The 23528-nt window shown below is 60.5% G+C and carries 26 protein-coding genes; 14 read left to right on the top strand and 12 right to left on the bottom strand.

Annotated features, from left to right (window positions below; all coding sequences use genetic code 11):
• The first annotated feature begins 79 nt into the window (after positions 1–79).
• From ACQRBV_RS16700 to ACQRBV_RS16685, 4 genes are all read left to right on the top strand, one after another.
• Positions 80–1852 (top strand): N-acetylglutaminylglutamine amidotransferase, encoded by a 1773-nt coding sequence (locus tag ACQRBV_RS16700; protein ID WP_411984953.1) that lies wholly within the window; start codon positions 80–82, stop codon positions 1850–1852.
• 3 nt (positions 1853–1855) lie between these two features.
• Positions 1856–3589 carry an N-acetylglutaminylglutamine synthetase gene (gene ngg, locus ACQRBV_RS16695; RefSeq protein WP_060755939.1) on the top strand — a complete coding sequence of 578 codons (1734 nt, stop codon included), beginning with the start codon at positions 1856–1858 and terminating at the stop codon, positions 3587–3589.
• A 23-nt stretch (positions 3590–3612) separates the two neighbouring features.
• Positions 3613–4797 (top strand): osmoprotectant NAGGN system M42 family peptidase, encoded by a 1185-nt coding sequence (locus ACQRBV_RS16690; protein ID WP_090369643.1) that lies wholly within the window; start codon positions 3613–3615, stop codon positions 4795–4797.
• 62 nt (positions 4798–4859) lie between these two features.
• The gene (locus ACQRBV_RS16685; protein WP_411984952.1) at positions 4860–5087 is read left to right on the top strand and encodes a YheU family protein; all 228 of its coding nucleotides are present in this window, start codon (positions 4860–4862) and stop codon (positions 5085–5087) included.
• A gap of 7 nt (positions 5088–5094) precedes the next feature.
• Here ACQRBV_RS16685 and csrA read toward each other — a convergent pair whose 3' ends face one another.
• Both csrA and ACQRBV_RS16675 read right to left on the bottom strand, forming a co-directional pair.
• Positions 5095–5292 (bottom strand): carbon storage regulator CsrA, encoded by a 198-nt coding sequence (gene csrA / locus ACQRBV_RS16680; RefSeq protein ID WP_411984951.1) that lies wholly within the window; start codon positions 5290–5292, stop codon positions 5095–5097.
• A 127-nt stretch (positions 5293–5419) separates the two neighbouring features.
• On the bottom strand, positions 5420–6235 hold the full coding sequence (locus ACQRBV_RS16675; protein WP_411984950.1) for an SDR family oxidoreductase: 816 nt from the start codon (positions 6233–6235) through the stop codon (positions 5420–5422).
• Between the two features lie 327 nt (positions 6236–6562).
• Between ACQRBV_RS16675 and ACQRBV_RS16670 the strand changes: the two genes are divergently transcribed.
• Positions 6563–6715 (top strand): DUF3309 family protein, encoded by a 153-nt coding sequence (locus ACQRBV_RS16670; RefSeq protein WP_015885095.1) that lies wholly within the window; start codon positions 6563–6565, stop codon positions 6713–6715.
• Positions 6716–6772: 57 nt separating this feature from the next.
• On the opposite strand, the gene ACQRBV_RS16665 is transcribed toward ACQRBV_RS16670, so the two are convergent.
• The 5 genes from ACQRBV_RS16665 to ACQRBV_RS16645 all read right to left on the bottom strand — a co-directional run bounded on the left by ACQRBV_RS16665 (position 6773) and on the right by ACQRBV_RS16645 (position 12508).
• Positions 6773–8863: an LTA synthase family protein gene (locus ACQRBV_RS16665; RefSeq protein ID WP_205343449.1), complete on the bottom strand. Its 2091-nt coding sequence runs from the start codon at positions 8861–8863 to the stop codon at positions 6773–6775.
• A gap of 375 nt (positions 8864–9238) precedes the next feature.
• Positions 9239–9430, bottom strand: coding sequence for a PLDc N-terminal domain-containing protein (locus ACQRBV_RS16660; RefSeq protein WP_003172956.1), 192 nt, complete (start codon positions 9428–9430; stop codon positions 9239–9241).
• A gap of 67 nt (positions 9431–9497) precedes the next feature.
• Positions 9498–10028 carry a hypothetical protein gene (locus tag ACQRBV_RS16655; RefSeq protein ID WP_090369635.1) on the bottom strand — a complete coding sequence of 177 codons (531 nt, stop codon included), beginning with the start codon at positions 10026–10028 and terminating at the stop codon, positions 9498–9500.
• A 41-nt stretch (positions 10029–10069) separates the two neighbouring features.
• Positions 10070–10585: an ankyrin repeat domain-containing protein gene (locus tag ACQRBV_RS16650; protein WP_060755945.1), complete on the bottom strand. Its 516-nt coding sequence runs from the start codon at positions 10583–10585 to the stop codon at positions 10070–10072.
• A gap of 96 nt (positions 10586–10681) precedes the next feature.
• Positions 10682–12508, bottom strand: coding sequence for a long-chain-acyl-CoA synthetase (locus tag ACQRBV_RS16645; protein WP_411984949.1), 1827 nt, complete (start codon positions 12506–12508; stop codon positions 10682–10684).
• 393 nt (positions 12509–12901) lie between these two features.
• Here ACQRBV_RS16645 and ACQRBV_RS16640 point away from each other — a divergent pair, with 393 nt between their 5' ends.
• Positions 12902–13180: a DUF3509 domain-containing protein gene (locus ACQRBV_RS16640; protein ID WP_060755947.1), complete on the top strand. Its 279-nt coding sequence runs from the start codon at positions 12902–12904 to the stop codon at positions 13178–13180.
• 60 nt (positions 13181–13240) lie between these two features.
• On the opposite strand, the gene ACQRBV_RS16635 is transcribed toward ACQRBV_RS16640, so the two are convergent.
• From ACQRBV_RS16635 to aroC, 4 genes are all read right to left on the bottom strand, one after another.
• On the bottom strand, positions 13241–13510 hold the full coding sequence (locus ACQRBV_RS16635) for a response regulator transcription factor (RefSeq protein WP_060755948.1): 270 nt from the start codon (positions 13508–13510) through the stop codon (positions 13241–13243).
• A gap of 207 nt (positions 13511–13717) precedes the next feature.
• The gene (locus tag ACQRBV_RS16630; RefSeq protein ID WP_411984948.1) at positions 13718–14248 is read right to left on the bottom strand and encodes a 1,2-dihydroxy-3-keto-5-methylthiopentene dioxygenase; all 531 of its coding nucleotides are present in this window, start codon (positions 14246–14248) and stop codon (positions 13718–13720) included.
• Entirely contained in the window at positions 14245–15408 is a 1164-nt protein-coding gene (locus ACQRBV_RS16625; RefSeq protein ID WP_411984947.1) for an MFS transporter, read from the bottom strand. Before ACQRBV_RS16625 ends, ACQRBV_RS16630 begins: the two co-directional genes overlap by 4 nt.
• A 73-nt stretch (positions 15409–15481) precedes the next feature.
• Positions 15482–16573, bottom strand: a complete 1092-nt coding sequence (aroC, locus tag ACQRBV_RS16620) for a chorismate synthase (protein WP_060755951.1) — start codon at positions 16571–16573, stop codon at positions 15482–15484.
• Between the two features lie 143 nt (positions 16574–16716).
• On the opposite strand from aroC, the gene ACQRBV_RS16615 reads away from it, so the two are divergent.
• Positions 16717–17679 (top strand): alpha/beta hydrolase, encoded by a 963-nt coding sequence (locus ACQRBV_RS16615; protein ID WP_090369623.1) that lies wholly within the window; start codon positions 16717–16719, stop codon positions 17677–17679.
• 99 nt (positions 17680–17778) lie between these two features.
• Complete coding sequence (locus ACQRBV_RS16610; protein ID WP_060755953.1) at positions 17779–18585, top strand: hypothetical protein; 807 nt, start codon at positions 17779–17781, stop codon at positions 18583–18585.
• A gap of 75 nt (positions 18586–18660) precedes the next feature.
• On the opposite strand, the gene prmB is transcribed toward ACQRBV_RS16610, so the two are convergent.
• Positions 18661–19569 carry a 50S ribosomal protein L3 N(5)-glutamine methyltransferase gene (gene prmB, locus ACQRBV_RS16605; protein ID WP_060755954.1) on the bottom strand — a complete coding sequence of 303 codons (909 nt, stop codon included), beginning with the start codon at positions 19567–19569 and terminating at the stop codon, positions 18661–18663.
• Between the two features lie 238 nt (positions 19570–19807).
• Between prmB and ACQRBV_RS16600 the strand changes: the two genes are divergently transcribed.
• From ACQRBV_RS16600 to ACQRBV_RS16575, 6 genes are all read left to right on the top strand, one after another.
• Positions 19808–20398 carry a cysteine hydrolase family protein gene (locus tag ACQRBV_RS16600; protein ID WP_060755955.1) on the top strand — a complete coding sequence of 197 codons (591 nt, stop codon included), beginning with the start codon at positions 19808–19810 and terminating at the stop codon, positions 20396–20398.
• Positions 20399–20538: 140 nt separating this feature from the next.
• Positions 20539–20859, top strand: a complete 321-nt coding sequence (locus ACQRBV_RS16595) for a hypothetical protein (RefSeq protein WP_060755956.1) — start codon at positions 20539–20541, stop codon at positions 20857–20859.
• Between the two features lie 75 nt (positions 20860–20934).
• Positions 20935–21492 (top strand): Smr/MutS family protein, encoded by a 558-nt coding sequence (locus ACQRBV_RS16590; protein ID WP_090369615.1) that lies wholly within the window; start codon positions 20935–20937, stop codon positions 21490–21492.
• 204 nt (positions 21493–21696) lie between these two features.
• Positions 21697–22077: a DUF1090 family protein gene (locus ACQRBV_RS16585; protein WP_411984946.1), complete on the top strand. Its 381-nt coding sequence runs from the start codon at positions 21697–21699 to the stop codon at positions 22075–22077.
• A gap of 302 nt (positions 22078–22379) precedes the next feature.
• Positions 22380–22925: a GTP cyclohydrolase I FolE gene (gene folE / locus ACQRBV_RS16580; protein ID WP_003175229.1), complete on the top strand. Its 546-nt coding sequence runs from the start codon at positions 22380–22382 to the stop codon at positions 22923–22925.
• A gap of 102 nt (positions 22926–23027) precedes the next feature.
• Entirely contained in the window at positions 23028–23399 is a 372-nt protein-coding gene (locus ACQRBV_RS16575) for a glutathione S-transferase N-terminal domain-containing protein (protein WP_060755959.1), read from the top strand.
• Positions 23400–23528: the final 129 nt, after the last annotated feature.

The raw sequence follows: 23528 nt of genomic DNA, 5'->3' as shown, positions 1-23528 counted from the left end.
TCGGGTCAGTTTCAGAGTATGCGCCCTCACGGCGCTGTGAGTTTTTAGTCTCCCCAACGGAAAAACCGGTAAGGAATTTATGTGTGGATTAGCTGGCGAGCTACGTTTTGATCATCAACCTGCCGACCTGGCAGCAATAGAACGCATCACCCATCACTTGGCCCCGCGCGGGCCGGATGCCTGGGGCTTCCACGCCCAGGGCCCGATTGCGCTTGGCCACCGTCGCCTGAAAATCATGGACCTGTCGGACGGCTCGGCCCAACCGATGGTCGACGCCCATCTGGGCCTGTCCCTGGCCTTCAACGGCGCCATCTACAACTTCCCGGAACTCAGGGCAGAACTGGAAGCCCTGGGCTACGCCTTCTACTCCGGCGGCGACACCGAGGTGCTGCTCAAGGGCTATCACGCCTGGGGCGAAGCGCTGCTGCCCAAGCTCAATGGCATGTTTGCATTTGCCATTTGGGAGCGGGATGCCCAGCGCCTGTTTATTGCGCGTGACCGTCTCGGCGTGAAGCCGTTGTACCTGTCGCGCACCGGTCAGCGCTTGCGCTTTGCTTCGGCGTTGCCGGCCTTGCTCAAGGGCGGTGACATCAACCCGATCCTTGACCCGGTGGCACTCAACCATTACCTGAATTTCCACGCCGTGGTGCCGGCGCCGCGTACTTTGCTGGCCGGCATTGAAAAGCTGCCACCGGCCAGTTGGATGCGCATCGACGCCAACGGCAAGACCGAGCAGAAAACCTGGTGGACCCTGCCCTACGGCCCGCGTGAAGATGAACGTAACCTCACCCTCGAAGACTGGACCGACCGCGTCCTCGACAGCACCCGCGAAGCCGTGGCGATCCGCCAACGTGCCGCCGTGGATGTCGGTGTGCTGCTCTCCGGCGGCGTCGACTCGAGCATGCTCGTCGGCCTGCTGCGCGAAGTCGGCGTAGAGGGCCTGTCGACCTTCTCCATCGGTTTTGAAGATGCCGGCGGCGAGCGTGGCGACGAGTTCCAGTACTCGGACCTGATCGCCCGGCACTACAACACCCACCACCACCAGTTGCGCATCGCCGAAAGCGAGATTATCGAGCAACTGCCCGCGGCCTTCCGTGCCATGAGCGAGCCGATGGTCAGCCACGACTGCATCGCCTTCTACCTGCTGTCGCGGGAAGTGGCCAAGCATTGCAAAGTGGTGCAGAGCGGCCAGGGCGCCGATGAGTTGTTCGCCGGTTACCACTGGTATCCGCAGGTGGACGGCGCCAGCGATCCCTACAGTGCCTACCGCGAGGCGTTCTTCGACCGCAGCTACGACGACTACGCCGCCACCGTCGCCCCGAAATGGCTGACCGCCAACGACGCTGCGGGCGACTTCGTGCGCGAGCATTTCGCGATGCCGGGGGCGGATGCCGCAGTGGACAAGGCGCTGCGCCTGGACAGCACCGTGATGCTGGTGGACGACCCGGTCAAACGCGTCGACAACATGACCATGGCCTGGGGCCTGGAAGCGCGTACGCCGTTCCTGGACTACCGCCTGGTGGAACTGTCGGCTCGCGTGCCAGGCCAGTTCAAATTGCCCGATGGCGGCAAACAGGTGTTGAAAGAGGCGGCGCGCCGCGTCATCCCCAGCGAAGTCATCGACCGCAAGAAAGGTTACTTCCCGGTGCCGGGTCTCAAGCATTTGCAGGGTGACACCCTCAATTGGGTGCGCGACCTGCTGCTCGACCCCAGCCAGGACCGAGGCCTGTTCAACCCGGCCACACTCGACCGCCTGCTCACCGACCCGCAAGGTCAACTGACCCCGTTGCGCGGTTCAAAACTGTGGCAACTGGCGGCGCTGAACCTGTGGCTCAGCGAACAAGGAATCTGATCGATGAAACCCCATGCAGCGGCTTACAGCCAACGTTTGCTCAAGGGCCAGGCGCCGTCCTACGAGCGCCTGCAAGCCCGACTGGCCGAGGATGGCAACCCGCACCACGCTGAACCGATTGCCGTGCATTGCGGCTGGGGCCGGTTACTGATCGGCCATACGTTTCCCGACCCCGCCAGCCTGGCCGAAGAACTGCTCAAGGAGCAGCCTGGGGAGCGCGATATCGCGTTGTACGTGGCCGCGCCTCAGCAGATTCTCGGGCTCGACCCGCAACAATTGTTCCTCGACCCCTCCGACACCCTGCGCCTGTGGTTCACCGACTATCGCCCGGCCACCCGCGTATTTCGCGGCTTTCGCATACGCCGCGTACAGACCGATGCCGACTGGCAGGCGGTCAACCTGCTGTACCAGGGACGCGGCATGTTGCCCGTCGACGCGGCCCGTCTCACGCCCCGCCACCAAGGTGGCCCGGTGTATTGGCTGGCCGAAGACGAAGACAGCGGCGCGGTGATCGGCAGCGTGATGGGCCTCAATCATCAGAAAGCCTTTCACGACCCGGAACACGGCAGCAGCCTGTGGTGCCTGGCGGTCGACCCGCAGTGCACTCGCCCCGGCGTGGGTGAAGTGCTGGTGCGCCACTTGGTCGAGCATTTCATGAGCCGTGGCCTGAGTTATCTCGACCTGTCGGTGCTGCACGATAACCGCCAGGCCAAGAACCTTTACACCAAGCTGGGTTTCAGGGCGCTGACCACGTTTGCGATCAAGCGCAAGAATGGCATCAACCAACCATTGTTTCTGGGGCCGGGTCCGCAGGCGCAATTCAACCCCTATGCACGGATCATCGTCGAAGAAGCCCATCGCCGGGGCATCGATGTACAGGTCGATGATGCCGAGGCCGGCTTGTTCACCCTCAGCCATGGCGGGCGCCGTGTGCGCTGTCGTGAATCCCTCAGCGACCTGACCAGCGCGATCAGCATGACCTTGTGCCAGGACAAAAGCCTGACCCACAAAGTACTCAAGGCGGCGGGTTTGAACTTGCCGGCACAACAATTGGCCGGCAGTGCCGATGACAACCTCGAGTTTCTCGATGAGCACCAGCGCATCGTGGTCAAGCCGCTGGACGGCGAGCAAGGCCAGGGCGTGGCGGTGGACTTGCAGACCATCGAAGACGTGCAACAGGCCATCGAGGCGGCACGCCAGTTCGACAGCCGGGTGCTGCTGGAAAGCTTTCACCAGGGCCTGGACCTGCGCATTCTGGTGATCGGCTTTGAAGTGGTCGCCGCCGCGATCCGCCGCCCGGCCGAAGTCACCGGCGATGGTCACCACAGCATCCGCGCCTTGATCGAGGCCCAAAGCCGTCGCCGCCAAGCGGCCACCGATGGCGAAAGCAAGATCCCGCTCGATGGCGAAACCGAGCGCACACTGCATGCCGCCGGCTATGACTACGACAGCATCCTGCCACCTGGCCAGACCCTGGCGGTGCGCCGCACGGCCAACCTGCACACCGGTGGCTGCCTGGAAGATGTCACCGCGATCCTGCATCCCACCCTGGCGGATGCCGCCGTGCGAGCCGCCCGTGCCCTGGACATCCCAATGGTGGGCCTGGACCTGATGGTGCCCGCGGCAGACCAGCCCGAGTACGTGTTTATCGAAGCCAATGAGCGCGCCGGCCTGGCCAACCATGAGCCGCAACCCACTGCGCAAAAATTTGTGGACTTGCTGTTTCCCCACAGCTGAACGATCCGACCTTAGGAGTCTTTATGAGCCGAACCATCCCCGAACCGGATCTGAACTACCTGCAAAAAGTCCTCCTGGAAATGCTCGCCATTCCCAGCCCGACCGGATTTACCGACACCATCGTGCGCTACGTCGCCGAACGCCTGGAAGAACTGGGCATTCCGTTCGAAATGACCCGGCGCGGCACCATTCGCGCCACCCTGAAGGGTCAGAAAAACAGCCCGGACCGCGCCGTCTCCGCGCACCTGGACACCATCGGCGCGGCGGTACGGGCGATCAAAGACAATGGCCGCCTGAGCCTGGCGCCGGTGGGGTGCTGGTCGAGCCGGTTTGCCGAAGGCAGCCGGGTCAGCCTGTTTACCGACAACGGTGTGATTCGCGGCAGTGTATTGCCGCTGATGGCCTCCGGACACGCCTTCAACACCGCAGTGGATGAAATGCCGGTGAGTTGGGACCATGTGGAACTGCGCCTGGACGCCTACTGCGCCACCCGCGCCGACTGCGATTCGCTGGGCATCAGCGTGGGCGACTATGTGGCCTTCGACCCATTGCCCGAATTCACCGAGAGCGGGCATATCAGCGCCCGCCACCTGGACGATAAAGCCGGCGTCGCGGCCTTGCTCGCCGCCCTCAAGGCCATCGTCGACAGTGGCGAACCGTTGCTGATCGACTGTCACCCGCTGTTCACCATCACCGAAGAAACCGGCAGTGGCGCGGCGGCCGCCCTACCCTGGGATGTCAGTGAATTCGTGGGGATCGACATCGCGCCGGTCGCACCCGGCCAGCACTCCAGCGAGCACGCCGTGAGCGTTGCGATGCAGGACTCCGGTGGGCCGTATGACTATCACCTGTCTCGCCACCTGCTACGCCTGGCCAATGACAACGAGCTGCCGGTGCGCCGCGACTTGTTCCGTTACTACTTCAGCGATGCCCACTCGGCCGTCACCGCCGGCCACGACATCCGCACTGCCCTGCTGGCCTTCGGCTGCGACGCCACCCACGGCTACGAACGTACGCACATCGACAGCCTGGCCGCGCTCAGCCGCCTGTTGGGCGCCTATATTCTCAGCCCGCCGGTATTCGCCAGCGATGCACAACCGGCCCAGGGCTCTCTGGACAGGTTCAGCCATCAGCTGGAACACGAGACGCAGATGGAGAGCGACACTCGCGTGCCGTCGGTGGACAGCCTGGTCGGTCAGAAGTCCTGACGCTGCTGGTAACCAGGGCCCCGGCGCAGTAGGATCGCCGGGACCCTACCTCTGAGGCTTGTATGCTGATTCCCTACGATGCACTTAAAGTCGACACCCTGACCCGGCTCATCGAAGACTTCGTCACCCGCGACGGCACCGACAATGGCGACGACACGCCGCTGGAAACCCGCGTACTGCGCGTACGTCAAGCCCTGACCAAGGGCCAGGCGCTGATCGTATTCGACCCCGAGAGCGAGCAATGCCAGTTGATGCTCAAGCACGATGTGCCCAAGCATCTGTTCGACTGAGGACGTTTCAGGGGTTGATAGCGGTGTGGGGTTGGGCTGCCTGGCGTTCGAGCATCTTCTGGTAGACCTCGGCACGGTGCACCTTGACGCCCACGGGCGCCGCGATACCGAATTTCACCTGGGTACCGTTCAGTTCGAGGATATGCAAAGCGATGTCATCGCCGATGGAGATGATTTCGCCTATGGCGCGGCTTAAGACCAGCATGGCGGTTGTCCTTTTGGAGTGACAGGACCTTGACCATGCGCGCTTGAATAGGGCCCAGCAATGGCTTGCGGTCAAATCAGGCACTACCTACATCAACAGGTAATTTGCCTGACAGACCGCACGCTAATCAGCCCTTAATGGCTTGCGCCTTGGCCCGCATCTTGTCGGCCATCAGCGTCATTTCGTCGTAGAGCAATTGCGGGTTCTTTTGCTTCAAGGCCCAGGCCATCCGCCCCTGCTCATGGGGCAGAATCATGAATTCACCTGCGGCCACGCGCTGGTAGATGTAATCGGCAATGTCCGCCGCCGAGATCGGCGAGCTTTCCAGCAACTTGCCCACCTGCGCTTTCATCGCCGGGGTCGGCCCCCGGAAAGAGTCGAGCAGGTTGGTCTGGAAAAACGACGGGCACACCACATGCACGCCCACTTCCTGCTGCTTGAGTTCCACCAGCAGGCTTTCCGACAGCGCCACCACACCGGCCTTGGCCACGTTGTAGTTGCTCATCGCCGGCCCCTGCATCAGCGCCGCCATCGAGGCGATGTTGATGATCCGGCCCTTGCTCTTCTCCAACAGCGGCAGGAACGCCTTGCATCCCTTGACCACGCCCATCAGGTTGATTGCAATCTGCCAGTCCCAATCCTCCAGGGACAATTCGGCGAAGAAGCCGCCCGACGCGACCCCGGCATTATTGACGATGACATCAATGCCGCCGAGCTTCACCTCGCACGCTTGGGCAAGCGCCGTGAGCTGGCTGTAGTCACGCACATCACAGCGCTGGGTGAAGCCATCACCACCGGCCTCGCGCACCTGCTTGAGGGTTTCCTGCAAGCCCGGCTCGCTGACATCCGACAAGGCCAACTGCCAACCTTCACGGGCCCAGCGCAGAGCGATTTCACGACCCAGCCCAGACCCGGCGCCAGTGATCATCATGCGATTTTGCATAGAGAAGTTGCCTTGTGTTCTCGGAAGTAGTGCCCGGCAGTGTAGCGAAGGTTTTTCGCGTACCCACGCACCATCCAATTGATGAATGCCTCGGGCAAACCGGCGAGCGGGTACGAGGCCGGCTTAACGGGTAAGTTCAATCTTTTTCAACTAAGCCTGGCTATTTGCGAGCGTATTAAAAGAAATAAGAAAGTTTGCAAAATGCTTTAAAGAACCAGGGAATTTTCTTTAAAGGGGCACAGTCGGAGTTATCAAGGCGTCCGTGAACAACTGGCGGGCCTCTCGTTAAACAACCGGTCTTTACCCAAGGCCAATAAGGAAGAAAACATGAGCCTCATTCTGATCATTATCCTGATCCTGCTGTTGGTCGGCGGCTTGCCGGTGTTCCCTCACTCGCGTAATTGGGGCTATGGCCCATCGGGTATCCTGGGTGTCGTGCTGGTCGTTCTGCTGGTGTTGCTGTTGCTCGGTCGCATATAAGCGCCGCCCAAAAAAAGAGGCCTCATATAGAGGCCTCTTTTTTTTATTGCCGGTTAATTAGTCCGGCTTGCCATCCACCACACCTGCCGTGTTATCCAGCAGGCTCTTGGTTGCGGTTTGCAGGAACGATTCAAGCTTCTGCTTCAACGCCGCCTCATCCGGCGAATCCGGAATGACTTTGCCGGTCGGGTTTTCGCCCAACTCGTATTGCCACAGCTTCGGTGGCATTTCCTTAGGCAATACCAGCACTCGGTCGTCGGTGAGCAAGGCCACGGTCTGGTCGCTGCCCGATGGCTTGATCACGCCGAAGCCTTTGTCGCCTTCCGGCAGGTTCAGCAAGTCACGGCCCCAGCACTGGTGCAGGGTGTCACCGCCGAGGCGGCCCATGATGGTCGGCACGATGTCGATCTGGGTGCCCACGGTGTGGTCACGCACGCCGAACTTCTCCTGCATGCCCGGTGCAATCATCAGCATCGGCACGTTGAAGCGGCCCAGGTCCATCTCGGTGATCTGCTGTTCGTTACCAAAACCGTGGTCGCCCACGACTACGAACAGGGTTTCCTTGAAGTACGGCTCTTTACGGGCTTTTTCAAAGAACTGGCCCAAGGCCCAGTCGGAGTAACGCATGGCGGTCAAATGCTCGTTGAGGCTGCCACGGTCGGTGACTTTCTCTACCGGCAATGGCGTCGGCAACGCGTACGGCGTGTGGTTGGACAGGGTTTGCAGCAGTGCGTAGAACGGCTTGCCGCCTTCGCGGGCTTTCAACTCTTCCAGGCCACGGTTGAACATGTCCTGGTCGGACACGCCCCAGGTCGGGTCGGAGAACACCGGGTTGACGAAGTCGTTACGCCCGATGAAGTTGGTCATGCCCTGGTTGCTGAAGAAGCCCGACTGGTTGTCCCAGGCGAAATCGCCGTTGTAGACATACACGTCGTCAAACTTGCGGGCACTGAGCAACTGCGGCAGGCCCGATAGCTTGTGGCTGCCTTCGGGTGTCTGCATCAGGTATTCGAAACCCGGCAGGTTCGGGAAGCAGGCCATGGTGGCGAACATACCCTGGTGGGTGTGGGTGCCGTTAGAGAAGAAGCGATCGAACAGCAAGCCTTCCTTGGACAGTTTGTCGAAGTACGGCGTGATATTGCCCGGACGACCCAAGGCGCCTACCGAGTGACCGGCAAAGCTCTCCATCAGGATCACCACGACGTTCTTGATCGGCAGGGTCTTCTCGGCCGGTGGCGTGAAGTCACGGCGCACGGCGGCGCTGGCGGTGTCTACCAGCTTCTCATGGGCCGGCAGCAGCAACATGTCGCGCACGGTCCGGGTCGCCAGCGGCTGGTCCAGGGTGGCCTTCCAGATGTTGGTACGCTCTTCGGAGAAACGCGCCTTGGCGGCGGCAATCAGCGACAGGGTGCCGTTCAAACCCAGCTGGTTGGCGAAATTCGAGTCGGTGGTGTAGACATCCCCCCAACGCAGCGGCGGGCCCTGGCGCAGGGTGCCGCGAATGGCGACGGTAGCAATCAACAGGCAGACCACGAACACCGCAATGCGGGTGTACCACGGCGCCACCTGGCGCGTGCCGATGCTGCCGCCGCTGAACGGGCCACGGGGGCGCGTTGCGCGGTCGGCACCTTTAAAGGCCATGCTCAGGATCAGCGTACCCACGGCCCAGGCCAGCAGGTAACGCACCACCGGGAAACCGTACCAGAGCATGCTCATCACGGTTTTCGGGTCTTCCTTCACGTATTGGAAGACCAGGCCGTTGAGGCGCTGGTGGAATTCGCGATAGAAGTCCATTTCCATCAGGCCCAGGAACAGGGCAATGCTGGACGCGACGGTCAGCCACAAACGGAAGAACCCCCGCGCCGCCATGGCTCGCACGCTGAACAACGCCAGCAGCAGCGGCACCAGCGCATACATCACAAAGCGGATGTCGAAGCGCGTACCGTTGGCGAACGCTTCGAGGAAGGTCGAGGCCGGCGTATCGAGGATCATCTCACGGTTGTAGACCAGCAGCGCCAGGCGCAGCAGGGAGAACATCACCATCATGACCAGTGCGCAAAGCAGTGTGTACGCCAGATGGGATTTGACGGTCGGTTGCAGCAGGCGATTTGAAGCTCGCTGCTGATTCAGGGCGTCCGGGTTTGCCATGTCGTTTCAGGACCCATTGGAAGTTTAAGTTTCGAAGTAATGCAGTGGCGCGAATGGTGCCCGATCAACGGCGGCAAGGCTATTAATTACTGAACGCGCACCACTGCCCCACCGTGAATGGCACTCGAAATAGAGCCTTTGGATGGGAAATGAAGCCGGCGAATTGTCTTGGATGAGATGTGAAAATTTCGTGCACCGAATATTTCGACACACAAATTTCCCAACTACTGGGAAAGCAAAAGGGGGCTTGCTCCCGATGGCGGTGTAACAGTCAACGAATGTGTTAACTGAAACACCGCCATCGGGAGCAAGCCCCCTCCCACATTATTCACTGTAGCCATATATGGACTGTGGCCACTCCAATGGAGTGACTTGTCAGATCCGCACGTTGCCGCGCGGCCCGGCAATTGCCCAGATGATCAGGCCCAATACCGGCAGCAACAGGATCAACAAGATCCACAACACTTTGGCGCCCGTGCTCGCGCCGCTTTTGAACACGTTGATGATCGCCCAGATATCCAGCGCCAGAATGATCAGGCCGATCAGGCCATTAAAAGTGGAACCCATGGTGTCGCTCCTAAGTGAGGGCATGCACTTGTAGGATAGTCAGCCCTGGCAGGGGTTCCGTTTTATTTCAGACGTGTACGGCAACGCGCAGGGCTTCCAGGGACGGCTCGGCCTTGATCCCCACTTGCGCGCACAGTTCCAGCACCCGTGGCAGGTCGTTGCCGTACACCAGCACCGCCTGGATTTCGTCATCGAGCAATTGGCTGAAATTCATCAGCACGTAACCGCCCTCTTCCTGGCTGAGGGCACTCATCTGGATCTGAATGCGGTTCAGCGCGGTGAGATCGTCGGTCTTGGCCAGTTGCTTGGGTTTGAGGTTGAACGGCACGCCCGGACCGAACGAGGCAACGATCTGCGCAAACAGGTCGCCGTAGGTGTCGGCCTGGAACAGTGCAGTCTCCGGCAGGCTGCCGACCACCACCCACTCACCCAACGGGATAGGAAACGTATCGTCGTAGTTGATATCCGGGTTGGCGGCCAGAAAAGCCACAGGGTCGGCGTAGGCCTGGGCCGCCTCGTTGGCGATGCGCGCCACTTCGTCCTCGCCCATGACGCCGGCGCTGATTTTGCTGATGAGTTCGACGAGGGCGGTTTTCATGGGCGGATCCTGTGGCGGGCGGGTTTTCGAGGGCGCGTAGCCTACACCAGTTTCTGCAACTGCGCCGCCGTATCCACCGCCCCCATGGTCTGCGCCGCCGCCAGCGCGGTCGCGCCCTGGGCATCGACCGCCTTGGGGTCAGCGCCCTGGCCGAGCAGGTAATCGACCATTTCAACGCGATTGAACATCGCCGCCATCATCAACGCCGTGCGGCCGTCCGAGGACGCGGCATCCACTGGCGTGCCGCCTTCGATCAGCGCCTTGACCACCGGCAGGTTGCCCTTGAACGCTGCGCCGGCGATCGGCAGTTGGTTCTTGTCATTGGCGATCTGCGGGTCAGCCTTGAATTCCAGCAGCACCTTAACCGCCTCGGCATGACCATGGTAGGCCGCGAGCATCAGCAACGTGTCGCCGTTATGGTTGCGAAAGTTGGCCGGCAAGCCTTTCGCCAGCAACGCCGCGAGCATGGCGGCATCGCCTTTGCGGGCCACATCGAAGACCTGTTCGGCAAATTCGGCGGCTTCGTCTTCGGTCATTTGTTTGGCGTGGTCTGACATGCGAGGGCTCCATAAGGGGTGCTGTATAGGGTGCCAGTGTGGCGGCTGAGTTCCTCACGGTCATGGCTTTTTTGTCAAAAGCCCTCATAGGCAGAATCAATAGCGGAACTGGCCACCCTGAATCTGCGCCAGCAATTGCCCGGTCATCGGCACGTAGCAGTCCGAACCCGGCAGCCACGCGTAGACAGGATCATTGCCCGACTTGCCAGGGTCGAAGGCCTCTTCCTTGAGCTTGACCTTCTGGTATTTGAAAGTGCCGGTGGTTTCCATCTGCACCTTGATCCGCAGGAACAACGGTACTGCATAGTGTGGCAACTGGCCGTGGGCGAATTGCAGCAACTCACGCATATCCAATGACGCCAAGGACTCGCTGGGCGTGATCGCGACCATGCCCGCACGGCCATTGGTGTTTTCGATCTCGACGCCGTAGGCCACCACTTCGGCGATCTGCGGGTGCTGCAGCAGCACGTTCTCCACTTCGGTGGTCGACACATTTTCGCCCTTCCAGCGATAGGTATCGCCGAGGCGGTCGACGAATTGCGCATGGCCGAAGCCGATACTGCGCAACAAGTCACCCGTGTTGAAATAGCGGTCACCCTTCTCGAACACGTCGGTGAGCACCACCTTGCGGTTTTTCTCCGGATCGGTGTAGCCGTCGAAGGGCGACTTTTCATCGATCCTGGCCAGCAGCAACCCCTGCCCGCCCGTTTGCACCTTGCGCATCAAGCCATCGTGGCCACGCAGCGGCTCGCCCGAGTCGTGGGCGTAGTCCACCAGCGCCCAGTGCTGCAGGCAAAAACCGATGGTATTGTCGAAATTCAAGACATTGGTGAAGCCGATGTTGCCATCACTGGCGGCATACAGTTCACAGACGTGCTCAACCCCGTAGCGTTGCTTGAACTGCGCCCACACCCCCGGACGCAAACCGTTGCCAACCATCTTGGTCACCCGATTGTCGCGGTCTTGCGCGCTGGGCGGCTGGTCGAGCAGGTAACGGCACAGCTCACCGACATAGCCCAGGGTGGTCGCGTTGAATTTGCGCGCATCGTCCCAGAACTGGCTGGCGCTGAATTTGCGGCGAATGGCGAACCCCGACGCCCCGACGATCGCCGAACCCCAGCACACACACAAGCCGGTGCCGTGATACAGCGGCAAGGTGCAATACAGGACGTCGTCCGTGCCCATGTCCAGGGCAATGCTGCCGAAGCTGACGGCGGTTTTGGTCCAGCGCCCGTGTTTCATGATCCCGGCCTTGGGTAAACCGGTGGTCCCGGAGGTGTAGATATAGAAGCAGGGATCGTTGCAGAAGATGTGCCCGGTGCTGTCGGGGTTGTCCACCGAACAGCCGACGCTGGCGGCCATCAGGTCAACATAGCCATCCGGTACCGCGCTCGTGGCTTGATCCGCGACAAACCAGGTCCTGGCCGCTTCGATCGCTACCTGATCACGCACCGCCGTGTGAGCGGCCACCAACTCTGCGCCCACGACGATCGCCACCGGGCTTACCAGGTTCAGGCTGTGCACCAGCGTCGCCTGGGTTTGGGACGTATTGAGCATGGCGCAAACCCCGCCCAGCTTGGCCACGGCCAGCACGGTCAGGAGCAATTCGGGACGGTTTTCGATAAACACGGCAACCACATCACCCTTGGCGACGCCCTGGGCGCGCAGGTGGTGCGCAATACGGTTGGCGCGCCGGTTGGTTTCGCTGTAACTGAGCACACTGTCGCCGTACAACAGTGCGGCGCCGTGTGGATTGCGCAGCACCGCCTGTTCGAAATGCCAACCGAGCCCGCAAGGCTTTCGGGGGTCAGTGACATTCGCCGCACGCATGCCCCGCACCACCCGTGGCAGGGCTCGAACAATGGCAGGCACCTTACGCAGCATCATGCCCCAGGTGATCATGTCGTCTTGCTGATGGCTCATGGCGGACGTCCTTTTTCTTATTCTTGGTCTGACCCACAACAACGCTGCTCCTGTAGGCAGGAGCCCAAACGTCTTGCAGGAAAATACGCCAGCGATTCTGTGGGTGTACACGCAGGATTTGAAAAGTTTTGTATCCCGGCCAGGCAAGACACAAAAACGGAATTTTGCGGCGAGCCAGCAGTCATTAACCGTAAGCGCAGTACGAAATGTTCGGCCTCGATAACGCAAAATGCAGGATGCACGATGGCCATTCATGCAAATTGCACGAAACCGAAAATCTATAAATTTTATAAATCATTGATTTATAAAGACTTTTTAATCATCGCAATACTGGCACAATCACTGCACCTATCACTCCATGCTTGCCCACTTGAGCCAACGGAGCTGATAGACATGAGCCTGATCCAAGACAAATTCGCCTCTGTATTCTCCCAATACGAAGTCACCACTCAGCCGCGTCCCGATGGCGGTATCCTGTTGACCCTGCGCAACAGCGAAGGCAAACAGGTCAAGCGTTCGATTTCCTATCAGCAGCTGCACACCGCCGATCAACTGACCTGGGTGATCAGCGCTATTCGCCGTGACCTGGCCGAACAAGCCAGTGAGCTGCCGCAGATTTCGATGCTGCAAAGCCAGAACCGCTTTGCCCTGCCGACTTACCATTCGGCATAAACCCCACGTATAAAAAAGGGCCGCGACGCCATCCAGCGTCGCGGCCCTTTTTGCTGTGCGTCAGCATAAGCCCTGGCGGGCGGCTTCGTTCATCGCCTGTACCCGGTTGGTCACGTCCAACTTGCCATAGATGTTGCGCAGGTGGAATTTCACCGTCGCTTCGGAAGTGGCGCGGATCTGGCTGATCTCCCAGACCGTCTTGCCCTCCGAGGCCCAGCGCAGGATCTCCAGTTCCGCTGGGGTCAAAGGTTTGCCGGACAAACTCATGCGCTTTCTGATCGCCGTCGGCAGGCTGACCAGCGGGTGACCTGACTTGACGGGGCCACTCATTGCTCTCTCCTTTCGTTTACAGAATCCCTGTCACCCTTCGGATTCCTCCCATTGACAGGCGACATAAACATCGAATCCGGAGAGAGTTACATAACGAATGGAATGAAAGCGCAGAACACAAAATAAACAGCCAAACCTTACAAGTAATTAAGCTTGTTCCCACAGCAATTTCAAACTTACCGGGGTTGAACATTCAAATACTGGTGGTTAGTCATCCAGCCCTGGAAAAAGACGCGCAAGGGTGTCACCGGTAAAATCAGGCACTTGCCCTTCAACCGTGTTGAACAAGCGCAGCGTCACACAGTGCGGGTTGTCCCCCATGTCGAACCAATGGGGCACGCCGGCGGGGACCACCAGCAGGTCATTTTTTTCACAGCGCACACCGTACACGTAGTCGCCAATGTGCAGGCTGAACAGGCCTTGGCCCGCAATGAAGAAACGCGCTTCATCTTCTCTGTAACGGCGCTCGTCAAGGAACTGGGCGCGCAACTCATCCTTCTGTGGGTGGTCACGGGTCACGCTGACCACCTCTACGCCCGTATAGCCCAGGGTGTCGATCTGGGGCTGATAGGCCGCGATCATGGCCGTTTCGCTGGCGCCCTTTTCAATGACGCCAGGTTGCCAGCGCTCGAACCTCACGCCGTGTTCAGCCAGGGTCGAGCGGATATCGTCAAAGTGGGTCAGCACCTTGTTCGGGGTATCGGGTGTGGCGACGGGGTAGACGGCTACATAACTCATTGCACGCTTCCTTGGTTCGGCTCTTGCAATCGAAGGCCCATGATAACGGCAGCGGCCAGGGCCGCGACGCTGGCAATACTAAAGGTGAAGGTCGGCCCCAACAGATTCCAGCTATAACCGGAATACAGCGCGCCGACCGCCCCGCCCGTGCCGGCCAAGGCTGCGTACAGCGCCTGGCCCTGGCCTTGCTGGCGGTCGCCGAAGCTGCGTTGCACAAAGGCAATCGCCGCGGCATGAAAACTGCCGAACGTGGCGGCATGCATCACTTGCGCCAGCAACAGAACCCAGAAAAACTCAGCCAGCGTCCCCAGCAGCAACCAGCGCAGCGCTGCCAACAGGAAACTGGCCAGCAGCACCCGGCGTACCGAAAAGCGCGCGAGGATGCGGCTCATGGCCAGGAACATCAGTACTTCGGCGACCACCCCCATCGCCCACAGCAGGCCGATCACACCTCGGCTGTAGCCCAAGTGTTCAAGGTGCAGCGTGAGGAAGGTGTAATACGGCCCGTGGCTCATTTGCATCAAGGCCACGCAGAGATAAAACGCCAGCACCCCGGGACTGCGCAATTGCCTGAGAAACCCGTCACCGGCCAGGCGGTTGCCCTGGGCGGCTGGCTGCGCGTTGGGCACCCACAGGCTGGCGCCGATGATGCCGGCCATGATCACCACGACCACCACCGGGTAAATATCCAGGCTCAGCCAGTCGAACAGGCGCCCCATGATGACCACGGTCAAGATGAAGCCGATGGAGCCCCACAGGCGGATCTGACTGTAACGCGAGGTCTGTTTTTGCAGGTGGGCCAGGGTGATCACTTCAAACTGCGGCAGTACCGCGTGCCAGAAGAACGCATGCAGCGCCATCACCATGGCCAGCCAGGCGTAGGTCTTGCTGACGAATATCAGTGAAAAGCTCGCCAGGGTGCACACCGCGCCAAACCGCACGATGGCCAGCCGCCGGCCACTGTAGTCGCCGAGCCAGCCCCACAGGTTCGGCGCCACGCAGCGCATCAACATGGGGATGGCCACCAATTCGCCGATCCGTGCGCTGGGGAACCCCAGGTGATCGAAGTACAACGCCAGGAATGGCGCCGTCGCCCCAAGCAGGGCGAAATAGAACAGGTAGAAGCTGGAGAGGCGCCAGTATGGGAGGACGGGACTCATGCGTAGGGCTGCTTCGCGGCCCAGCGCGAGCAAGCTCGCTCGCCACAGGAAGCTCGCTCAACAGCACTGGACGTCACAGCTGGCCCAGCACCGGGGTACTCACCTGTACATCGGCGTTCTGCCCACGATTGCGCAGCAGGTGGTCCATCAGCACGATGGCCATCATCGCCTCGGCGATCGGTGTGGCGCGGATGCCCACGCACGGGTCATGACGGCCCTTGGTGATCACGTCCACCGGGTTGCCGTGCACGTCGATCGAACGGCCAGGCGTGGTGATGCTCGATGTGGCCTTGAGCGCCAGGTGCGCAACAATCGGCTGGCCGGAAGAAATACCGCCGAGGATGCCGCCTGCGTTGTTGCTCAGGAAACCTTGCGGCGTCAGTTCATCACGATGCTCGGTGCCGCGCTGGGATACGCAGGCGAAACCGGCGCCGATTTCCACGCCCTTCACCGCGTTGATGCTCATCAGGGCGTGGGCCAGCTCGGCGTCCAGGCGGTCGAAGATCGGCTCGCCCAGGCCCGGCTTGACGCCCTCGGCGACCACGGTGATCCGGGCGCCGACGGAGTCCTGATCGCGGCGCAACTGGTCCATGTAGGCTTCCAGTTCCGGCACCTTGTCCGGGTCGGGGCTGAAGAAGGCGTTGTCTTCAACGCTGTCCCAGGTCTTGAACGGGATTTCGATCGGGCCCAGTTGGCTCATGTAGCCACGGATGACGATGCCCTGGGTGGCCAGGTATTTCTTGGCGATGGCACCGGCCGCCACGCGCATTGCGGTTTCGCGGGCCGAGCTGCGGCCACCGCCGCGGTAGTCGCGTTCGCCGTATTTGTGATGGTAGGTGTAGTCGGCGTGGGCCGGGCGGAACAGATCCTTGATCGCCGAGTAGTCCTTGGACTTCTGGTCGGTGTTGCGGATCAACAGGCCGATGGCGCAACCGGTGGTGCGGCCTTCGAAGACGCCGGAAAGGATTTCGACTTCGTCGGGCTCTTGACGCTGGGTGGTGTGACGGCTGGTGCCGGGCTTGCGACGGTCCAGGTCACGCTGCAAGTCCTCCAGGGACAGCTCGAGGCCAGGCGGGCAGCCGTCGACAATGGCGACCAACGCCGGACCATGGCTTTCGCCCGCGGTGGTGACAGTGAACAGCTTGCCGAAGGTATTGCCGGACATGCAGGGCGCTCCGTGAAATCAGTTGAATCAAGTCAACCGTAATAACTTAAGGCGGCCAGTATACGCAGGCTATCGGACTAGTTCATCCTCGAAACCTTACCGGTAGACGTTGGTCCAACCGGCACCTTCCTGATAATGGCGCGATGATGCTACGAGTTTTGCTTTTGACCCTCACCCTGTTTTCCAGCCTTGGCTTCGCCGCCTCCCCTGTCGTGCTGCAACGGCCTATCAGCCTGGACACCGGCAGCGGCGAGTTATTCGGTTCGCTCCTGCTGCCCAAATCCGACAAGCCGGTGCCGGTGGTACTGATCATCGCCGGCTCCGGCCCCACTGACCGCAACGGCAACAGCGCCGACGGCGCACGCAACGACAGCCTCAAGCGCCTGGCCTGGGTGCTGGCCCGCAATAACATTGCCAGCGTGCGCTACGACAAGCGCGGGGTGGCCGCCAGCCTCGCCGCAACCCCGGACGAGCGCAACCTGACCCTCGACGCCTATGTGGCCGACGCCGTGGCCTGGGGCAAGCTGCTCAAGCACGACACCCGCCTGGGCCCGCTGATCGTGCTGGGCCATAGCGAAGGTGCACTGGTAGCCGCCCTCGCCGCGCCGCAACTTGACCCGGCGGGCGTCATTTCCCTCTCCGGCAGCGCCCGGCCGGTCGACCAGGTGATTCGCCAGCAACTGGCCAACCATCTACCTCCGGCCCTGCTGCTGCGCAGTAATGAGATCCTCGATCACCTCAAGGCCGGTCAAGTGGATGCCGATGTGCCTCGCCCGCTGGAAGGTATTTTCCGACCCAGCGTGCAGCCTTACCTGATCAGCCTGTTCCGCGCCGATCCTTCGGCCGCGTTCGCCAGATTGAAGATGCCGGCGCTGATCATCCAGGGCACCCACGACATTCAGGTCGGCGTCGCCGATGCCCAACTGTTGAAAAAAGCCAAGCCGGACGCGCAACTCACGGTAATCGAGGGGATGAACCACGTGATGCGCATCATCCCCAAGGATGTGAAGGAACAACTGGAGTCCTACAACGACCCGCAACTGCCCCTCGCGGCCGAGCTGGGCCAGCGCATCGTGCGCTTTATCGACGGACTTGGGCCCCGTTAAGCGACTATTTGCCTCCAGTCCTGAAGAACGCGGCCGATAAGCCCAGAGTCGACAGTAAAAAGACTGCCGACTCGCAAGGCTTGGACAGGATCGCACCGCATGACAACCACCGAAGCTACACCAGAACCTACCGCCGACACCCCGGCTGAAAAAACCGAGGCCGTCGAGGCGGCGGCGCTGCCGTGGGCGGACGTACAGGCCGAACATTTCAAGATGCTGCGCCTGGCGCCGCTGACCACGGACCGCGCGACCGGCGCACGGCCCTTGCGCTTTGTGCAGTTCGGTTATGCCGAGCGCCACGACAAACATCGCAGCCTGTTGCGCATGGTCATCCAGTTGCCGGCGCAACGCGTGCGCCGTGAGCAGAACCACCTGGATATCTGGGTCGATCACGATACCCACCGCGTGCACTTCGGCCCGGGCAACAGCCTGGAAATCGAACCGGCCAACCGTGGCCTCGGCCGTTTCCTGGTCGCCCAGGGCGCGGCATGGGCCAAAAAGAAGTGGTCACACTACCGCGTCGACGGCGTGGACCTGGCCAACAAAGACGCCCTGAATGAAGCCACGCGCCTGCGCCGTGATCATTTCCTGCGCATCCAGGGTTTTGACGTGGCCTATGCCGACGTACAGCACCTCAAAGGTAACGTGCAGCCGGGCAAAGTCAGCGAAGTGCTCGACAGCTGGAACACCGAGAAGGTGCAGTTCGTGGAGATTCTCGAGGCCGCACAGATGCTGCAACAGGCCGAGCACAACCTGGCCGAGCATGAAGTGAAGTTGCGCAAGGAAGAGGAGAAGGTCACCAAGTTCAAGCGTGAGGACAGCGGGTTGCGCTTCACCATCACTTGTCTGGTTGCGTTTACCGTGTTTCAGGCGGGCTTGCTGATCTGGATTGCCACGCACCGCTGACAGCGGGATGAAATGCAATAAACAGTGGGAGGGGGCTTTCCCCCTCCCACATTGATCGGGTTCACACTGACCGGCTTAGACCCTGGCAGCAAACACTGCCTGATGCGCCCGGCACTGTTCTGCCGTGAGCATGAATACGCCGTGGCCACCGCGCTGGAAATCCAGCCAGGCGAAGTCCACTTCCGGGTACAACGCCTCGACGTGCACCTGGCTGTTGCCGACCTCGACGATCAGCAAGCCCTTCTCGGTCAAGTGGTCCGCCGCCTCGGCCAGCATGCGCCGCACCAGGTTCAAGCCATCATCACCGCAAGCCAGGCCCAGCTCCGGCTCGTGCTGGTATTCCTCCGGCATGTCGGCAAAATCTTCAGCATCCACATACGGTGGGTTGGACACGATCAGGTCGAACCGCTGACCCGGCAGGCCGTCAAAGCCATCCCCTTGCACGGTGTAGACACGCTCATCGACGCCATGGCGCTCGATGTTCTGGTTGGCGACTTCCAATGCCTCAAAAGACAAGTCGGCCAGCACCACCTCGGCCTCCTGGAATTCATAAGCACAAGCAATACCAATGCAGCCGGAGCCCGTACACAGGTCGAGAATGCGCGCCGGTGGCTGGGCCAACCAGGGTTCGAAGCGGTTTTCGATCAGTTCGCCGATCGGCGAGCGCGGGATCAACACGCGCTCGTCGACAATAAACGACAGGCCACAGAACCAAGCCTCTTTCAGCAGGTAAGCCGTGGGTAGACGCTCGTGGATGCGGCGATGCAACAAACGCTGCACATGGGAGATTTCCTCTTCTTCGAGGTTGCAGTCCAGGTAGCTGTCGGCAATTTCCCAGGGCAGGTGCAAAGCGCCGAGCACCAATTGCCGGGCTTCGTCCCAGGCATTGTCGGTGCCATGGCCGAAAAACAGATCTTCCCCATGGAAACGGCTGACAGCCCAACGGATATGGTCGCGCAAAGTGCGCAGGCGGGATGTAATCACGGGGCAGACTCCTGGAAAAAACGACTGGCGATTCTAACAGCCTTCGCCTGTCCCTTCGATGTACGAAAACACCTCACCACCCGTCGGATTTCATCCCATTTGCCATCATTGGACTCAACAAGCCACCCTCTTGACATCGCTGCACGTCAACAACGGCGTACCTTACGATGGTAGCGATTCACAGAACCGCTCAGCCAGTGGACAATGTCACAAAAGCCCCCCTCACAGGAGCCCCAGAATGTCCGTTCCAAAGACGATGTTTCAACTCAGCGGTCGTGGTTATGCAGCAGCCAACCTGAATCATGCGACCCTCGTGATCATCGACGCCCAAAAGGAATACCTCAGCGGTCCGCTTGCCCTCTCCGGCATGGATGCAGCCGTCAGTCATATCAAGCAACTGGTGTCATCAGCCCGCAACGCCGGGCGCCCGATCGTGCATGTGCGCCACCTGGGTACCGTCGGCGGCCTCTTTGACCCGCAAGGCGAGCGCGGCGAATTCATTCCGGGCCTGGAACCGCTCGGTGACGAAACCGTTATCGGCAAGCTGTTGCCCAGCGCCTTCCACGGGACCGGCCTGGAGAAACACCTGCAGGACCTCGGCTCCCTGGACTTGATCGTCTGCGGTTTCATGAGCCACTCCAGCGTCAGCACCACCGTGCGCGCCGCCAAGAACCTGGGCTTTCGCTGCACCCTGGTGGAAGACGCCTGCGCCACCCGCGACCTGCCTTACAAAGGTGGCGTCCTGAGTGCCGAGCACGTGCAACAGACCGAAATGGCCATCATGGCCGACAACTTTGCGACCTTGGCGTTGACCAAAGATCTGATCTGATCGACATCTGATGAGCGGCGTGGCGTATTAATCGCCCCGCTCATCCGCAATGCCCTCTCATTTGGCGCATTTACCTCTCTCCCAGGAACAAGTTGTGTATCTTCCGGTCGAAGGGCCGATACCCTGGAGGAAAGGTCGGAATGAAGATATCCGATGGTTTTGATGCTCGTCGCTTGCGCCCCAAGGGCCCGAGCAACTGGCGTCTGCGCCTGGTCGCCGGCTTTGCCGCGCTGTTGGCGATAGTAGGTCTGCTGTTGGCCGGCGCTGGTGGTGCCGGTTTGTCGGGGCACTCACCCGCCCTGGGTGAGCTGAATACCAGCCCTGGCGGTTCGGCCATCTTGTTGGTCACCGGCCTGTTGGTGCTGTGGTTGGGCGTGTGGTTGTGGCGTCGCAGCCGTCGACGGATGCGCCAACCCTTGTCTCTGAACATCGCTGCACACCTGATGAAAAAGCACGACTGATGGCGCTTGGATAGCGTTTCCTGCGCCCTGGCCGCCGCGATTTAGGTAAACTGCCCGCCCTTCGCGGAGGCCGACATGCAAGACGACGATTTTTCCCTGTTCAAAAACGAGCTGCGCGGCGTCAAGCCGATCAAGCACGACCGCGCCGACACCGGCAAACCCAAGACCGACCGGGCGCAGATTGCCAAGTTGCGCCAGGCCGCGACCGTGCGCACCGATGCCACTACCGTCGACGGTCTGTCTGACCAGTTCGTGATCGATGTCGGCCCCGAAGACGAGTTGATGTGGGCCCGCGACGGCGTGCAGGAAAGCCAGATGCGCAAGCTCAAGGTCGGGCAGATCCCGTTCGAAGGCAGCCTTGACCTGCACGGCATGAACGTCGAAAAAGCTCGCGAAACCCTCTGGGCCTTCCTGGCCGAAGCAACGAAATTCGAAATCCGTTGCGTGCGCGTCACCCACGGCAAGGCGGTGCGGCTCGACGGCAAGCGTCCGATGATCAAGAGCCACGTCAACACCTGGTTGCGCCAGCACCCCCAAGTACTCGGTTTTACCTCATGCCAGGCCCGCCACGGCGGCGCCGGCGCGGTGTATGTGATGCTCAAGCGCACCATGATGGAAGGGCGCGACGAGTAACCGGATAAGGCGAAAACCCTGAGTTGTTCGTTTTTCATAGCGGCCGGATAACGTGAAAGGCCGCACATTTACGAAAATCGAATGTTGAAGCTCAAAAATTGACCAAATAGTATTTCGCTCCAACCGAGCGCTCACCTTATGGATATCGTCCTGCACCCGCTCGGTGCCCAGGCTTGTGCGGACGATTAAACATTGAGGTTTGCCATGCGTCTTTCCAAGCTCGCTCCATCCGCAGCACTGCTGAGTCTGATCTGCCTCCCCATCCATGCCGCTGACTTGACCGCACTGACGGGCGCGCTCTCGTCTGCTCTGGGTGGAGCAAACACCAACAGCAACACCAACAACGCCAATGTCGCCTCCTGCCAACAACAGATCCGCGACCTGCAGGCGAACCTCAACGCGGCGAATGCCAAGGGCGATACGTTGCGCGCCAGCGCATTTCAAGCCGCGCTGACGCAGACAAACAAAACCTGCAGCAATACCGGCTATAACGCCCAAGCCCAAGTGAACACCGACCCACAGCGACAGCAAAACGTGAATAAGGCCGCCGATGCGATCAATGCCATCGGCGGCCTTTTCAAATAAGCCCTGAGTCATCTGAAAAGCCCGCGATTGCGGGCTTTTTTTCAACTGCAAACTGGCTGGTCACGAGCAGCAGGTGCGTCACGCTACCGCACCGAAAAACGGGCATCCGGACGCATGCAGAAGGGGTTTTCGGACCGACAAACCCTGCACGCGACGCTCGTCGCATTGAAGGGCAATACAACTGCCGCCACACTTACGCTACCATGTGCCCAATGGCAGGTATGAACCAACGCTTGATTGGTAAACATTTTTGGTACAGGCAGAAACCGTACCCTTCTAGAACCCATACGGAATAAAGCTCTGTGACATTGGAACAGAATTACACCGCGATCCTCGGCCAGCTCGGCGAGGACGTTTCCCGCGAGGGCCTGCTCGACACGCCAAAGCGTGCCGCCAAGGCGATGCAGTACCTTTGCCGCGGCTATGAACAGACCCTGGAAGAAGTCACCAACGGTGCCTTGTTCAGCTCTGACAACAGCGAAATGGTGCTGGTCAAGGACATCGAGTTGTACTCGCTGTGCGAACACCACCTGTTGCCGTTTATCGGCAAGGCCCATGTTGCCTACATCCCGAGCGGCAAAGTGCTGGGCCTGTCGAAGGTCGCGCGGATTGTCGACATGTATGCGCGTCGCCTGCAGATCCAGGAAAACCTCAGCCGCCAGATCGCCGATGCCGTGTTGCAAGTCACAGGCGCCCTTGGCGTGGCGGTGGTGATCGAGGCCAAGCACATGTGCATGATGATGCGCGGTGTGGAGAAACAGAATTCCTCGATGATCACTTCGGTGATGCTCGGTGAATTCCGCGAAAACGCGGCCACCCGCAGCGAATTCCTCAGCCTGATTAAATAACAGGTTGGGTAAGAAAAAACCGGCATTCATCGCCGGTTTTTTTTCGCCCGCGAAATTCAGGTAAGCTGCGGCCCCTTCTGTATCGGGCAAGAGGTTTCAGCCATGTTCGTCAAAGCACTTCGAGTGGGCCTCGGCCACGTCATCATCGCGGGTGACTTGCTTACCCGTCCGCGCAAAAAGCAGCGCCCTGCCGAACAACAGGCCAAGGTCAACGCCGCCGCCAAGGACCTGACCCTGTATCAGTTCCATGCCTGCCCGTTCTGCGTGAAGACCCGTCGCACCCTGCACCGCCTGAATGTGCCGGTGGCGTTGAAGGACGCGAAGAATAACGAGCACGACCGCCAGACCTTGCTGGAACAAGGGGGCAAGATCAAAGTGCCGTGCCTGCGCATTGAAGAAAACGGCGAGACCACCTGGATGTATGACTCCAAGGTGATCATCGATTACCTGGACAAGCGTTTCGCCGCGATCTGACTGACCGATACCGATCAAATAGTGGGAGAGGGCTTGCCCTAACACCAGTCAGTTAAAGCTTAACGCTGTCACTGTGGGAGGGGGCTTGCTCCCGATGGCGGTGTGTCAGTCACGGTTTCTGAACCTGAC

Origin of the sequence: Pseudomonas sp. R11F, assembly GCF_050312575.1 — a bacterium.
Lineage (GTDB): Bacteria > Pseudomonadota > Gammaproteobacteria > Pseudomonadales > Pseudomonadaceae > Aquipseudomonas > Aquipseudomonas palleroniana.
This window is presented reverse-complemented; position numbering and strand designations above follow the sequence as displayed.